The organism is Amycolatopsis speibonae (genome assembly GCF_042647925.1).
Lineage (GTDB): Bacteria > Actinomycetota > Actinomycetes > Mycobacteriales > Pseudonocardiaceae > Amycolatopsis > Amycolatopsis speibonae.
On the sequence record NZ_JBHRWK010000105.1, the window covers coordinates 88,467 to 102,261 of the forward strand.

15 protein-coding genes are annotated in these 13,795 nt (G+C 70.6%); 6 read left to right on the forward strand and 9 right to left on the reverse strand.

Annotation, left to right across the window (positions count from 1 at the left end):
• Positions 1-16: 16 nt before the first annotated feature.
• The 4 genes from ACFOSH_RS41225 to ACFOSH_RS41240 are packed head-to-tail and all read left to right on the forward strand — an operon-like array spanning position 17 to position 3,490.
• A complete protein-coding gene (locus ACFOSH_RS41225; RefSeq protein ID WP_378246743.1) occupies positions 17-421 on the forward strand; it encodes a hypothetical protein in 405 nt (134 codons plus the stop codon).
• Complete coding sequence (locus ACFOSH_RS41230; RefSeq protein WP_378246745.1) at positions 418-1,725, forward strand: WXG100 family type VII secretion target; 1,308 nt, start codon at positions 418-420, stop codon at positions 1,723-1,725. Before ACFOSH_RS41225 ends, ACFOSH_RS41230 begins: the two co-directional genes overlap by 4 nt.
• A gap of 30 nt (positions 1,726-1,755) precedes the next feature.
• Positions 1,756-3,102 (forward strand): alpha/beta hydrolase, encoded by a 1,347-nt coding sequence (locus tag ACFOSH_RS41235; protein WP_378246904.1) that lies wholly within the window; start codon positions 1,756-1,758, stop codon positions 3,100-3,102.
• Positions 3,103-3,112: 10 nt separating this feature from the next.
• Complete coding sequence (locus tag ACFOSH_RS41240) at positions 3,113-3,490, forward strand: hypothetical protein (RefSeq protein ID WP_378246747.1); 378 nt, start codon at positions 3,113-3,115, stop codon at positions 3,488-3,490.
• Positions 3,491-3,553: 63 nt separating this feature from the next.
• Here the strand turns inward: ACFOSH_RS41240 and ACFOSH_RS41245 are convergent, their stop codons facing one another.
• The 4 genes from ACFOSH_RS41245 to nadA are packed head-to-tail and all read right to left on the reverse strand — an operon-like array spanning position 3,554 to position 8,319.
• Complete coding sequence (locus tag ACFOSH_RS41245; protein WP_378246749.1) at positions 3,554-4,723, reverse strand: S8 family serine peptidase; 1,170 nt, start codon at positions 4,721-4,723, stop codon at positions 3,554-3,556.
• 46 nt (positions 4,724-4,769) lie between these two features.
• Positions 4,770-5,660 carry a carboxylating nicotinate-nucleotide diphosphorylase gene (gene nadC / locus ACFOSH_RS41250; protein WP_378246751.1) on the reverse strand — a complete coding sequence of 297 codons (891 nt, stop codon included), beginning with the start codon at positions 5,658-5,660 and terminating at the stop codon, positions 4,770-4,772.
• The gene (locus ACFOSH_RS41255; protein ID WP_378246753.1) at positions 5,657-7,312 is read right to left on the reverse strand and encodes an L-aspartate oxidase; all 1,656 of its coding nucleotides are present in this window, start codon (positions 7,310-7,312) and stop codon (positions 5,657-5,659) included. The genes nadC and ACFOSH_RS41255 overlap by 4 nt, the downstream gene beginning before the upstream one ends.
• Positions 7,309-8,319 (reverse strand): quinolinate synthase NadA, encoded by a 1,011-nt coding sequence (gene nadA / locus ACFOSH_RS41260; RefSeq protein WP_378246755.1) that lies wholly within the window; start codon positions 8,317-8,319, stop codon positions 7,309-7,311. Before nadA ends, ACFOSH_RS41255 begins: the two co-directional genes overlap by 4 nt.
• Positions 8,320-8,441: 122 nt before the next feature.
• Between nadA and ACFOSH_RS41265 the strand changes: the two genes are divergently transcribed.
• Positions 8,442-9,077, forward strand: coding sequence for an NUDIX hydrolase (locus tag ACFOSH_RS41265; protein ID WP_020630377.1), 636 nt, complete (start codon positions 8,442-8,444; stop codon positions 9,075-9,077).
• A 40-nt stretch (positions 9,078-9,117) separates the two neighbouring features.
• Positions 9,118-9,834, forward strand: a complete 717-nt coding sequence (locus ACFOSH_RS41270; RefSeq protein WP_378246757.1) for an LON peptidase substrate-binding domain-containing protein — start codon at positions 9,118-9,120, stop codon at positions 9,832-9,834.
• 76 nt (positions 9,835-9,910) lie between these two features.
• Here ACFOSH_RS41270 and ACFOSH_RS41275 read toward each other — a convergent pair whose 3' ends face one another.
• The 5 genes from ACFOSH_RS41275 to bioD form a co-directional block, all read right to left on the reverse strand.
• Entirely contained in the window at positions 9,911-10,972 is a 1,062-nt protein-coding gene (locus tag ACFOSH_RS41275; RefSeq protein WP_378246759.1) for a M48 family metallopeptidase, read from the reverse strand.
• A gap of 44 nt (positions 10,973-11,016) precedes the next feature.
• The gene (locus tag ACFOSH_RS41280) at positions 11,017-11,622 is read right to left on the reverse strand and encodes a DUF2567 domain-containing protein (protein ID WP_378246761.1); all 606 of its coding nucleotides are present in this window, start codon (positions 11,620-11,622) and stop codon (positions 11,017-11,019) included.
• Between the two features lie 148 nt (positions 11,623-11,770).
• The gene (bsaP, locus tag ACFOSH_RS41285; protein ID WP_378246763.1) at positions 11,771-11,974 is read right to left on the reverse strand and encodes a biotin synthase auxiliary protein BsaP; all 204 of its coding nucleotides are present in this window, start codon (positions 11,972-11,974) and stop codon (positions 11,771-11,773) included.
• A complete protein-coding gene (gene bioB, locus ACFOSH_RS41290) occupies positions 11,961-12,977 on the reverse strand; it encodes a biotin synthase BioB (protein ID WP_378246765.1) in 1,017 nt (338 codons plus the stop codon). The genes bsaP and bioB overlap by 14 nt, the downstream gene beginning before the upstream one ends.
• Before the next feature lie 84 nt (positions 12,978-13,061).
• Positions 13,062-13,784 (reverse strand): dethiobiotin synthase, encoded by a 723-nt coding sequence (gene bioD / locus ACFOSH_RS41295; RefSeq protein ID WP_378246767.1) that lies wholly within the window; start codon positions 13,782-13,784, stop codon positions 13,062-13,064.
• Positions 13,785-13,795: the final 11 nt, after the last annotated feature.

Here is a 13,795-nt window from a genome sequence, read left to right on the forward strand (position 1 = left end):
GAGAGAGCCGGGATCAATGCAAGACCAGTCGTACTACGTCCATCTGGAATCACTGAAGGACTTCGTGCGGGAACTGGAGACCCAGATCCATGCGATGTCCAAGCCGAACGACTTCCTGCTGACCCTGAGCGAGCATCCGCTGCTGTTCGGCGAGTTCGGGGAGGCGGGTTCCCTCAACAAGGCGCACCAGGCGGCTGTCGCCGAGATGCAGGGTCTGTTGGACCAGGTCAAGGGCGCGATCGCGTTCGCACAGGACGTCACCACGACTGTCGCGGACGGCTACGCCGCGGCCGATGACTCGGTGGCGGGCGACATGAACCACTCCAGCCAGCAGACCGGGCTGCTCGATCCGCTGCTCAACGTCCTCGGTGGCGTGCTGGGTGGCAACAGCGGCTCGAACGGTGGGGGGAACAAGGGATGACCGACACCGCGCACACGAACTTCGCCGCCTACTCCCATCAGCAGCTCTACGCGATGCTGCAGGCGGGCGACCCCAACACGGCGCGCCACGCGGCCCACAAATGGCAGTCCACCGGCTCCGGGCTGTTCGAACAGGCCGAGAACCTCACCGGCGAGCTCAAGGACTTCTCCGGTAGCTGGACCGGCGGCGCCGCCGACAAGTACCACACGATGATCACCGACCTGGTCGGCGGAATCCGCAAGGTCGCCCAGACCGCGCACGCGATGAACCACCTCCTCGAGGACGCGGCGGACGCGCTGGTGAAGGCCAAGAAGGAGATGCCGCCGCCGGTCGCGGTGCCGGACTGCTCCCCCGCCGACGTCGCGCTGGCGGTCAACCCGCCCCTGCTGCCCCCAGACTCGTCGCAGGCGACGATCATCAACGCCGCCCAGCAGCGGCAGCAGGCCATCGCGAACGTCGAAGCGCAGCAGCAGGCCGCGGGCGCGGCCAGCGCGGCGCACAGCAAGGCGATCGTGGTGATGACCCAGCTCGCGGGCGACTACACCACGGCCGAGGAGTCCATTCCGGCCTCGCCGAACGCTGTCGCCCCGCCGCCGGTCACCGGGGGCGGCACTGCCCCGGGCGGTGGCTCTGTCGGCAACAACATCGGCGGAACGCCCGGCGTCGGCGTGCTTCCGGGCGACAACACGCATCCGTTGCCGTCGGACGGTTCCACTCCGCCCACCACCGGGCAGCCCGGCCAGCCGCCCAAGTCGAACCCGTTGTTCGGCGACATGTTCACCGCCGGTCTCGCGGCGGCTTCGGCCGCCGCGTTCGGCCGGTTCGGTTCGATCATGCCGCGCGTTCCCGGGTGGGCCAACGGCAAGAACCCGAACGAAGGCAAAGACAAGAACGGCGAGCCCATCGGCGGTGGTGCCGGTGCGGCGGGCGCGACCGCGGGCGGTGCTGGTGGCGGTATCCCGATCGGCGGGGGCGGGGCGCCCTCGCTGGACGGCGGCGCGATCGGCGGCGGCGGGGTCTCCGGGCCCGGCGAAGTGCCTGCCGCGTTTTCCGGTCTGGCGGGCGACGGCGGCTCGGGCAGCGCGATGAGCGGGCTCGCGGGTGGAGCCGCCGGTGCCGCGGGCGCGGCGGCGGCCAAGGGCGCGATGCCGATGATGCCCATGATGCCGATGGGTATGGGCGCGGGCGGCGACATGGGCTCCGGACGGCGGATCCCGCCGTGGCTCGTGGAAACCGAGAACGTCTGGGGTCAGTCGTCCCCGGTCGCTCCGGCCGTGCTCGGCGAAGAACCCGAACAGTACTGATTCCCCTGAAGCAGGAGAGGCGGCTCGGTGATGGCATCCAGTGCGGGCGGTTACCGAGTCGCCCCCGCCAGGCTCGAAGCGGCGGCGGCGGAACTCGAACAGCGTGCCGGCGTGCTCAAGACCGCGCAGACCGCGCTGGCGGGTGAGAACGTCCCCGCCGCCGCGTTCGGCCAGGTTTCGGCGTCCAGCGCGGCTTCGGCGACCTATACCAAGACGATCAAGGACGTCGCGGGCAAACTCGACGGCCAGATCACCCGAGCGACCGTGATCCACCAGGGTCTGACGTCGGCAGCGGGCGGTTATCGCCGCGCCGACGTCCAGGTCGCCGCGTCGTACCGGGCCCTGATGCCCGAAAACCCGTTGCCCAAGGCCGGGAATCCGGCGGGCGTCGGTGGCGCGGCCGATACCGGGCAGTGGGCCACCGCGATCGCCGAGAACCGCACGAAGGTCTCCGACGCGCTGACTTCCGAACGCGAGCGGCTCGCGAACCTCCTGGCGAACGGCGGAAAAGCCGACGACATCGCGAACGCGCGCACCCGGATCGCGCTGTACGAGGACATCCTCGCCAACGACCGGCAGATCCTGCGGTTCGATCCGTCCGGTAACGGGCGCATCGCCGAACTGGTCGGCCGGATCGAGCCGGGCACCCGCAACGTCGGTCTCTTCGTCCCCGGCGTCAACACGTCTTTCCAGAACTTCCAGAGCTACGCCGACCTCGGCAAGAGCCTGGTCGCCGCGGACGCCACCGGGCGGACCGCGATGGTGGTCTGGGCCGACGGGGTCTTCCCCCAGAACGTCGTCACCGAAGGACCGGCCGCGCACTACGCGCAGACGATGGCGCCCGATCTCAAGGCGTTCGGCGACGAACTTCGCGGCCAGATCGACAGCCACGCCGGTCCGGGCGTCGTGGTCACCGCCGTCGGGCACAGCTACGGCGGCGCGACCGTGGGACTCGCGGAGCAACTCGGTCTCAAGGCCGACCAGGTGCTGCACGTCGAGTCCGCGGGTATGGGGCACGGGATCTGGGGCCCGGGCGATCTCCCGGCCAGCCAGGCCGGGGTGCAGCGCTACTCCATGACGGCCCCGTTCGACCCGATCGTGGTCGCGCAGGGCAACGCGGGCCTCATCGAATGGCTCGGCGCCGGGCACGGAGCGGACCCCGACCGCTTCCCCGGCGTCGTCGAACTGGAAACCGGCCGCGACGCGAACGGCGATCTGCAGTGGGGCCTCGATTCCCACAGCGGTGTGCTCAAGCCCGGTTCGGATTCGTGGAACAACATCTACGGTGTGATCACGGGCGGACCGCTCACGCACGAGGGCTTCACGAGCGGCTCCCTGCGGGAGATGGTCGTCGAAGGCGTCGGACGGGGCTTGTGAGGGGTTGGTCATGATCACCAGGAACACCGAGCTCGACCCACTGGCCGAGGACCTGACAGCGGTCATCGACGGCGTCGCGGGCACCTTCGGCACGACCGCGGAACGCACCGTGGAAGGCGAACTGGACTGCGACCCGACCCAGCCGGGCCGAATGCTCTGCCGGCAGTACGGCCTCCGCGTGGACGACGCGTCCGACGCTGTCCGCAAACTCGTCGACGTCGTCCTGCCGCTGCTGGAAAGTCAGGGCTGGCGGGCCCGCGACCGCAGCAATCCGCGTGAGCTGATCGCGCAGTTCAGCCGCGACGGCGCCGACTTCAACGTGCATGTCTCCCGCGCCGGCGACGGCGTGGCCATCGTGGGCTCGACAGCCTGCGTATCCGTCCCCTAAACCCCCGGGGGTCGCGAAAGACCTCGTGAGCGGCAGTGTTGTCCCCCAGTACACCGCTGCCGCTCACGAGGCGCGAAAACGTGAAGGCCGCCAGCCCCGGCGCTTGCCCCGGCGGACCGCGGCCACCACCACTCCCGCCGCGATGGCGACGGCCACCCCGACGATGGCGAGCACACCCGAGACCTTGTCCGCGCCTGCGCGCGCGGGTGCCGCCGCGGGGACGACGAAGGTGTCCGGGCCGGCGCTCCGCGGTCCTCCCGGACCGGGCGTACCGGCCGGGATCGCGGCGGAAACGGCGGCGTAGGCGTCGAGCGCGCCCCAGCCACGCCGGGGATCGTGCCCGCCGCTCGGACCGCGGTGCGCGGTCAGCGTCAGCCGGGCGACGACCTGCTCCGGCGACAACTCGGGGTGATAGGCGCGCACTAGCGCGGCGACGCCCGCGACGTGCGCGGCGGCCAGGCTAGGGTCGCTCACCGGCCATCGGTGCGCCACGGTGCCGCCCGAGCCCGCGGACGTGCTGACCAGTTCGGCGCCGGGAGCGGAAATCCCTACGTAGGAACCGGATTCCGTCTGTACCGCTTCGCCGGCCTGGTTGGTGGAACCCACGGCGAGCACGCCCGGTGACGCGGTCGGGTAGGACGTCTGACCCTGCTGTGTCCCCGCGGCCGGAGAGACGATCAGCGCGCCTTTCTCCTTGGCGCGGGAGACGGCACCGGTCAGCGCGGGGCCGTCGGAAGCGGCCGGGACGGCGATCAGGATGATCCCGGCGCCGCGGTTCAGCGCGGTTTCGATGGCGGACGCGAGCTGCCCGGGGTCGCCGCCGCCGTTCACCTGGGTGTAGCGGATCGGCAGGATCTTGGCGCCGGGCGCGATCCCGACGAACGTCGTGGACGGATCCGGCTGCGCGCCGACGATCCCGGCGGCGATCGTGCCCCGGCCGTCACAGTCGTCGGACTCGGTGCCCTGACCGCCGACGACCTGACCTGGCGCGAACTGGCCGTTGCTCCCGTCGACCCCGGTGCCGATCACCGCGACCAGCTGGCCGGTGCCGCGGGACAGCGGCCAGATCCGCGCGGGATCGATCAGCCGCTGTCCCCACGGGACGGCCGAGGTGTAGGTGCCTGTCGGGTTCGCGCACTGCTCGGCGACCGCCGTCGACGGAACGGGAGCGCCCAGCAGACCCATGACGGCGGCGCATCCCGCGACGGCACTTTTACCGGCAAAGCCCACCATTCCTCCAGAATCCCCTTGTCACACAAGGAAATTCTAGTGCCGAAGGTCAGCGCAGGTCCATCCCGAGGTCGAGTGCGGGTGAGGAGTGGGTGAGCGCCCCGACGGCTAGGAAGTCCACACCGGACTCGGCATACGCCCGCGCGGCGTCCAGCCTCAATCCGCCCGAGGATTCCAGGCGGGTCTTCGGTGAAACCTCGTCACGCCTGTCGACGGCCTTCGCGCACTCGTCGGGCGTGAAGTTGTCCAGCAGCACCTCGTCGGCCCCCGCGGCGAGCGCCTCCTCCAGCTGGTCCAGGTCGTCGACCTCGACCTCGCAGTGCAGTTCGGGCGCGTGCTCGCGGGCGGCGGCGAGCGCCGCGGTCACCGAACCGGCGGCGACCACGTGGTTGTCCTTGATCAGCACCGCGTCACCGAGCCCGAGCCGGTGGTTCACCCCGCCGCCCGCGCGGACGGCGTACTTCTCCAGCAACCGCAGTCCGGGCAGGGTCTTGCGGGAATCCCTGACCCGGCAAGCGGTTCCCTCCACGGCGGCCACCCAGGCAGCGGTCGTGGTGGCGATTCCGGACAGGTGGCAAACCAGGTTCAGCGCGGTGCGTTCGGCGGTGAGCAGGCCGCGCACCGGGCCGCGGACGACCAGCGCGGGCTCACCGGCGGTCAGCCGGTCGCCGTCGTCACGGGCGGCCAGGATCTCCAGGTCCGAACCGAGCACGACGTCGAACACCGCCAGCGCCACCGGGATCCCGGCGACCACACCGGCCGTCCTCGGCGTGAGTTCGGCCAGCGCGCGGGCGGATTCGGGCACGGTGGCGTTCGTCGTCGCGTCGGGCCCGTAGCGCAGGTCTTCGGCGAGGGCCGTGGTGACCACCCGCTGCACGTCGGCGACGTCGAGGCCGTGCCCGGCCAGTTTCTCGGTGACCCACGGGGAGAATTCGCTCATGCCACACCCTCCAAAGCGATCGGATCGGCCAGTACCGGCTGCCCCGACGGGCTGAGCCGGATGAGCTGGCCGCGTTGCCAGGTGTTGTCGTCACGTCCGGGGAAGTCGGTCCGCACGTGGCAGCCGCGGGATTCCGTCCGGCGCGCGGCGGCCGCGACCAGGGCCTCCGCCACCAGCGTGAGCGCGGCGTCCTCGACGATCCGAGGCGTCCATAAAGGACTTTCGACCATCGACAGGTCCAGCACAGAACCGACGACCGACAGGCCTTCCGCGTCCCGGCCGATCGCGGCGTAACGGCTCATCGCCCGTTGCAACGCGTCGCGGTCGGCCACCGGGACGGTCGCCCGCGACGCGAGCACCCCGCGGTGCGGATCGCCGAGCCGGCCGGTGGCGAGATCGGCGGCGACCGCCTCGGCCACCCGCCGTCCGACGACCAGGCCTTCGAGCAAACTGTTGGAAGCCAGGCGATTCGCGCCGTGCAGACCGGTCCTCGCGACCTCGCCCGCCGCGTAGAGACCGCGGACACCGGACCGTCCGTCCACAGTGGCCACCACACCGCCGCAGGAGAAATGCGCCGCGGGGGTGACCGGGATCGGCTCCTTCGCCGGGTCGAGCCCGATCACCGCGCACGCCGCGCGCACGGTCGGGAACCGCTTCGCGAACCCAGAGATCCCTGTGGCGTCGAGGAAGACGTGATCGTCGACCCCGCCGGGCGCCTGCGCCATCCGGCGCGTGATCGCCGCCGAAACGACGTCCCGGGGGGCGAGGTCGCCGAGCGGGTGGACCCCGCGCATGACCGAAGCGCCCGTCGCGTCGTGCAGGGTCGCGCCCTCGCCGCGCACCGCCTCGGTGACCAGCGGGAGACGGCCGCGCGCGCCGGGGGTGAACAGGACCGTCGGGTGGAACTGGACGAATTCGACGTCCGCGACCTGCGCGCCCGCGCGCAACGCGAGCGCGAGCCCGTCGCCGGTGGCCAGCTCCGGATTCGACGTCGCGTGGAAGAGCTGTCCCAGTCCGCCGCTGGCCAGCAGCACCGCGGCCGCCCGGACGATCCCGGGCACACCGTCGTGGTCCAGGACGGTCACGCCGACGACCTCGCCCGAGGGCGTGCGGATCGCGTCGACGGCGATGTGGTGTTCCAGCACCGGGATCCGACGGCCACCGGCCTTCGCGACCAGCGTCCGCTCGACCTCCGCGCCGGTCGCGTCACCACCGGCGTGGATGACCCGGAACGCGCCGTGCCCGCCTTCTCGCGTGCGGGCGAGTTCGGTCCGCCCCTGGGCCGCCAGGTCGAAGCGGGCACCCTCGGCGCGCAGCCTGGCCACCGCGGCCGGGCCGCCCGCGATGATCGCGCGGACCGCGCCCTCGTCGCAGAGCCCGGCACCGGCGGTGAGCGTGTCCTCGGCGTGTTTTCCGACCGAGTCGCCCTGCTCGTGCTCACCCTCCAGCACGACCGCGATGCCACCCTGGGCCCAGCGGGTGTTCCCGTCGGAGACCGCCGCTTTGGTGACCACCAGGACGTGCAGTCCGAGTTCGTGGGCACGCAGCGCGGCGGTGAGCCCGGCCACTCCGCTGCCGATCACCACGAGATCGGCGGCGGCCTCCCACACAGGGTGGGTTTTCGCCTGAAGGGCGCTAACCGGGCCGGTCATTCTCCGCCGCCAGGCTGCCCGATCTCGATCATGCGCTGCACGGAGGCGCGGGCTCGGGCGGCGGTCTCGACGTCGACGTGGACCTCGTCGGCGCCCTCGCGCAGCGACCGCAGCAGGGCGGCCGGCGTGATCATCTTCATGTACCGGCAGGACGCCCTGTCGTTCACCGCGCGGAAGTCGATCTCCGGCGCGGCCTTGCGCAGCTGGTGGATCATCCCGATCTCGGTGGCCACGAGCACCGACTTCGCCTTGGTGTCGCGGGCGGCGTGGACCATGTCGCCGGTCGAGAGGATCTTGACCCGCTCGGGGGCGACGGCACCCTCGCCGGCGAGGTACAGCGCCGACGTCGCGCAGCCGCATTCCGGGTGGATGAACAGGTCGGCGTCCGGGTTCTCCGCGGCGCGCTCGGCCAGTTCGGCACCGTTGATCCCGGCGTGCACGTGGCATTCCCCGGCCCAGATGTGCATGTTCTCCCGGCCGGTCACCCGCTTGACGTGTGCGCCGAGGAACTGGTCCGGCAGGAACAGGACCTCCTGGTCAGCGGGGATGGAGGCGACCACGTCGACGGCGTTCGACGAGGTGCAGCAGATGTCGGTCTCCGCCTTGACCTCGGCGGTGGTGTTCACGTAGGACACGACGACCGCGCCGGGGTGCTCGGCCTTCCAGGCGCGCAGTTCGGCGCCGGTGATCGAGTCCGCGAGCGAGCAGCCCGCCCGGGCGTCCGGGATCAGGACCGTCTTCTCCGGCGCCAGGATCTTCGCCGTCTCGGCCATGAAGTGCACGCCGCAGAAGACGATGGTGGACGCGTCGCTGCTCGCCGCGATCCGGCTGAGCGCGAGGGAATCGCCGGTGAAATCGGCGATGTCCTGGATCTCGGGGACCTGGTAGTTGTGCGCGAGCAGGACGGCGTCGCGCTTGCGAGCGAGGCTCCGAACCTCCTCCGCCCATGCCGCGTCGGCGACGACGCCGCCATAGGGGGTCAGGTCGTTCTGCAGGGTGCTCGTCATCGTTCTGGCCCTCCGGACCGATTTGTCCACTGTCGGTTTTCGCCTTACAATCGAAAACCGTGCGAAGTCATCTTAACACCCAGACCCCCCTCGCCCACGAGGTTTTGGGAGCGGTCCTGCAAGTGCGCTCGGACACACTCCGGGTCCTGCTGTGGCGTCGCGCGCTCGACCCGCATCTGGGCCGCTGGTCCCTCCCGGGCGGCAGGCTTCGCCCGGATGAAGACGTCGAGGCGTCCATTCGGCGGCAGCTCGCGGAGAAGGTCGACGTACGCCAGCTGAAGCATGTGGAGCAGCTGGCGGTGTTCAGCGCGCCGGACCGGGTGCCGGGCCCGCGCGTCGTCGCGACGGCGTTCCTCGGCCTCGTACCGTCCGATGTGGACCCCGAGATCCCGGAAGACACCGAGTGGCACGACGTTTCCGAGCTGCCGCGGACGGCGTTCGACCACGAGTCCATCGTGCTGCGCGCGCGGGACCGGCTCCGCTCGAAGCTCTGCTACACGAATCTCGGGTTCGCGCTCGCCCCGGAAGAGTTCACCGTTTCGGCTTTACGGGGGCTGTACTCGGCTGCGCTGGGTTACCGGGTGTCCGCGACGAACCTGCAGCGTGTGCTGTCCCGGCGAGGGCTGCTCCTCCCCACCGGGCACACCGCCCCGCCCGGGCGCAGCGGCGGCCGTCCGGCGGCGCTCTTCTCCTTCGCGGGCAAGGGGATGCAGATCACCGACCCCTTCGCCGTGTTCCGCCCGCCCGCCGGGAAGTGACCGCCCTGCGAAGTCCTCGCGGTCCCCGTACCTTGAACGGGTGACCGAGCCGAGCGATGAGTCCACCGGGAAGGCGATCTTGCCGCTGTTCCCGCTACAGACCGTGCTTCTGCCCGGAACACACCTCCCGTTGCACATTTTCGAACCGCGGTACCGGCAGTTGATGACCGACCTCGTCGGCGACGTCGTCCCGGATCGCGAGTTCGGCGTCATCGCGCTGCGTTCGGCGATGATCAGGGAGGTGAGCGGGCCCGAGCACGTCCACGAAGTCGGCTGCAGCACGGTGCTGCGCGAGGCGAAACGGCTGCCGGACGGCAGATTCGACGTCGTCACCACCGCGCGGCGCCGGTTCCGGCTGCTCGAGATCGACCGCGTTTCCGCGCCTTACCTGATCGGCTCGGTCGAGTGGCTGCCCGACGACCGGGTCTCCTCGGTGCACGGCGACACCGTGAACAGGCTCGCCGACGTCGCCAAGGCCGCGCACCGGCGCTACTGCGAGTCCGCCTGGGACGCCGACGACTGGACCACGCCGCCCGAAGACGGCGACATCGCGGCGCTCGCGTACCGGCTCACCGCGGACTGCCTGCTCCCGATGGAGGACCGGCAGCGCCTGCTGGAGGAAACCAACCCGTTGCGACGGCTGCGGATCGCGTGCCGGCTGCTGACGCGGGAGGCCGGGTTCCTCAGCACGCTCGGCGCCGTGCCGATGCCGCCGGGGGAACTCGGCGAGTTCACGCGCCCGTCGAACCTGAACTGACCTCCCCAAGCGCTATGAAAGGTCCTTTCCTTGCGAATTTTGCAAGGAAAGGACCTTTCATAGCGCGCGCGAAACCCTACTTGCCGGACTCCGAAGCCGAGCCCTCGTCCGTCCCGTTCCCCCCGTTGCCGAACTTGCTCCACACCTTGCCCGCAGCCCCGGAAACCGCCTCACCGACATCGCTGAACACCTTCGTCAGCGGGTCCGCCGAGCTGTTCCAGGAGTCCTTGTACGACTTCGCGGCCGACTTCAGGTCGTCGCTCCAGGTGGACGACGGCGCGTCGGCGTCACGGCGCGGGTACTCGCCGGCCAGGATGCCCCGGTAGTCCTCTGAAGCGGCCCACTTCTGCAGTTGCGCGGCGCGCACGACGGCCAGCGGATGCGACATCGTCTCGACGTAGCGCAGCTTCAGGTAGCTGTCGCGGATGTCCTCGACCGACTCGTACTCCGACGCCTGCTGCAGGAAAGCCGGGATGTCGATCTTCGACGGGTCGATCCCGCCCGCGACCAGGATCTGCGACCGCAGCGCCGCGGTCGGGTCCTGCGAGCACAGCAGTCCGGCGCGGTCGCAGGACAGTTCGGCCTTGCGGTACCACTCGCGCAGCGCGGCGATGACGACGCGGATGCCGATCGCGCTCACCGGCGTCCACGACATCGACATCTGCAGGCCGATCAGCCGGATCATCATCGTGCGGTACACCGCGTGCCCGGACAGCACGTGCCCCATCTCGTGCCCGATCACGAACCGCAGCGACGCGAGGTCCATCGCCTCGACAGCCGCGGTGTTGAGCACGATGAACGGCTCGTCCATCCCGATCGTCTGCGCGTTGACCTCGGGGCTGCGGGCGACGAACAGGTTCGGCACGCGGTCGAGGTCGAGGGTCTCGGCGCATTCGTTGCGCAGCTTGTCCAGTTCCGGATACTGCTTCGGGCCGACCCGGATCCCGGACGCGAGCGCCATGAGCCGCTCGCCGCGTTCGGCGTAGAAGCCCGAAACCGCCTTCACGACCTGCGCGAAGCCGGGAACGGCGCGAAGCGTGGCCAAGGCGCCGCGGTCGACTGGGTGCTCGTAGGCCCGCGGGCTGATGCCCGGGAAGCGAACGGCGTTGTGCCGGGAAACCTCGATGTCGTCAGTCAAGAAATACCCCCTGGGAAGTTGCCGCCCACCCTAGAGGAAATTCGTCAGCCGAGGCGGCGGCCCAGGTCTTCCCGCCCGTTCCACGCGGTCAGCAGCGTGTACGCCAGCGAGGTCATCAACGGTGCGGCCAGCATGATCCACGTCGATTCGATCTGCGGAGCCTTCGCGATGATGTCACCGACAGCCGGGGCCGCGCCGATCTCGTAGCGGCCGTTGGCGAACGAGACACCCATCGTCGTCCCCAGCCAGCCCGCGAGGGCCGCGCCGCCGGTCGCGGCGATCAGCACGACCGGTCCGCGGCGTTCCCGCAGCAGCCAGGTCACGATGCCGATCAGCAGCCCGGCGCCGAGCGCGAGGAAGCCGTAGATGGCGAGGTCGTCGAACCGGTGCCAGCTCTCCAGCTCCAGCGGCGCGAGGCCACCGTGGTCGTTGATCACCCGCATCCGCTGCGGCGGCGCGAGCCGCGACCACAGCCAGGCCAGCGGGAACCCGAGCAGCCCCGCCGTGGACAGGACGCTGACCGCCGGCAGCAGGTCGGCCTTGACGACGACCTTGGGATGCGGGCGCCTCGGCTTCGGCAGCACGGGCACCGACCAGGGGTCGGGCACGCTGGAAGACAGGTGTGCCGGTTTGCCCGACGTCTCGCCCAACCCGGACTCCTCCCTCACGCTGCTTGTGCAGAGCGTAACGAATGACGGCCCCAGCGCACGCAACCCGGCAGGCGTCTGCCGCGTTTCGTCCTCTGAACGCGGTAGTTGCCCGCGCGAGGACCGCATTCAGAGGAAGAAACGCGGCAAATCAGCCGACGAGTTCGCCGTGACGGCTGCATCGGGCCGTCCAGCCCACCGGGGTGATCTGGACGACCATCCGCCGCGCGCAGAACGTGCAGTAGCGCGGCGGTTCGAGTGCCGTTCTCGGGTTGTGGCAGGCGGGATGTTCCGTGCCACCGTCGGCCGTCTGTCCACAGTGGACGCAGAACGCCGGTCGGTCAGAGGACGTCACTGATCGCCTTCACCGGCATCTTCAGCTCGTCGAGCATGTCCAGATCCGCGGTGGCCGGGCGGCCGAGGTTGGTCAGGTAGTTGCCGACGATGATCGCGTTGATACCGCCGAGCATGCCCTGCTTGGTGCCCAGATCGCCGAAGGTCAGCTCACGGCCGCCGGAGAAGCGGAGCAGCGGGCGGGGCATCGCCAGCCGGAACGCGGCCACGGTGCGCAGCGCGTCCTTGCCCTCGACGATCTCGTAGTCCTCGTACGGCGTCCCCGGCTGCGGGATGAGGAAGTTCATCGTGCACTCGTCCGGGTTCAGCTCGGCGAGCTGCGCGGCGAACTCGGCACGCTGTTCGACGCTCTCCCCCATGCCGATGATGCCGCCGCAGCAGACCTCCATGCCCGCCTCGCGGATCATGCGCAGGGTCTCCCAGCGCTCTTCCCAGGTGTGCGTGGTGACGACGTTCGTGAAGTGCGAACGCGCGGTCTCCAGGTTGTGGTTGTAGCGGTGCACGCCCATCTCGACGAGCTCGTCGACCTGTTCCTGGGTGAGCATGCCGAGCGAGCAGGCGATCTGGATGTCGTTGCCGTCCTCGCGGATGGCCTTGATCCCCTCGCGGACCTGCGAGAGCAGCCGCTTGTCGGGGCCGCGGACGGCGGCGACGATGCAGAACTCGGTCGCGCCGGTCTCGGCGGTCTGACGGGCGGCCTTGACCAGGCCGGGGATGTCCAGCCACGCCGAACGCACCGGCGTCGGGAACCGGCCGGACTGCGAGCAGAAGTGGCAGTCCTCGGGGCAGCCGCCGGTCTTGAGGCTGATGATGCCCTCGACCTCGACCTCGGGGCCGCACCAGCGCATCCGGACCTCGTGGGCCAGCGCGAGCAGGTCCGTCAGGTGGTCGTCGTCGAGCCGCAACACTTCGAGGATCTGCTCTTCGCCGAGCCCGACACCACGCTCGAGGACCTGGTCACGCGCCACGGCGAGGATGTCGACTGTCTCCGGGGCTGTGGTCACGGGGCGGCTCCTGTTCGGGGTGGGGCGGTGAAGCGAAGGCACATCATCGTGCACGACCGGGCGCCCCGGCGACAGCGACGCAGATCACTTCTGGGCCGACGCGCGGCCGACGAAGCATTCCGGGTCGAACTCCCCGCCGAACCACGGCGAGAGACCCGCCCTGGCCTTCGCGGCGAACTCCTCGGGCTCGGCGTCCCCGAGACCGGCGGGCAGCACGCCCAGCAGTGGCGCACCGGCCGCGACCGGCAGGTCCTGCAGGTTCGACACCGACGCCAGGTCCGGGTCCTCCGGCCACGAGCCGATGATGACCCCGGCGACGGTGAGCCCGCGTTTGGTCGCGACCTCGGCTGTCAGGGCTGTCGCGTTGAGCGTGCCCAGCCCGGCCTCGGCCACGACGATGACCAGCGCGCCGAGCGACCAGGCGACGTCGGCGAGCGAAGCGCCGTCGGCGTCGAACCGGACCAGCAGACCGCCCGCGCCCTCGATGAGCGTGAGGTCGTGCTCGCCGTTGAGGTCGCTCGCGACCGCGGCGATCTCGCTCGGCGGCAGCGTCGGCAGGCCCGAAAGCCTGGACGCCGCCTCGGGCGACAGCGGATCCGGGTATCTCCGCAGCTCACGAGTGGTGACGGGACCGGCGAGCCGGAGGACGTCGGCGAGATCACCGGGCTCGTCCGGGCCGACCCCGGTCTGCGCCGGTTTCAGCACGGCGACGCGTTGGCCCTGCCCGGCGGCCAGCGCGGCGATGGCGGCGGTGGTGATCGTCTTGCCGACACCCGTTCCGGTACCGGTTATGACCAGCATGCTCACGTGGGAACAAC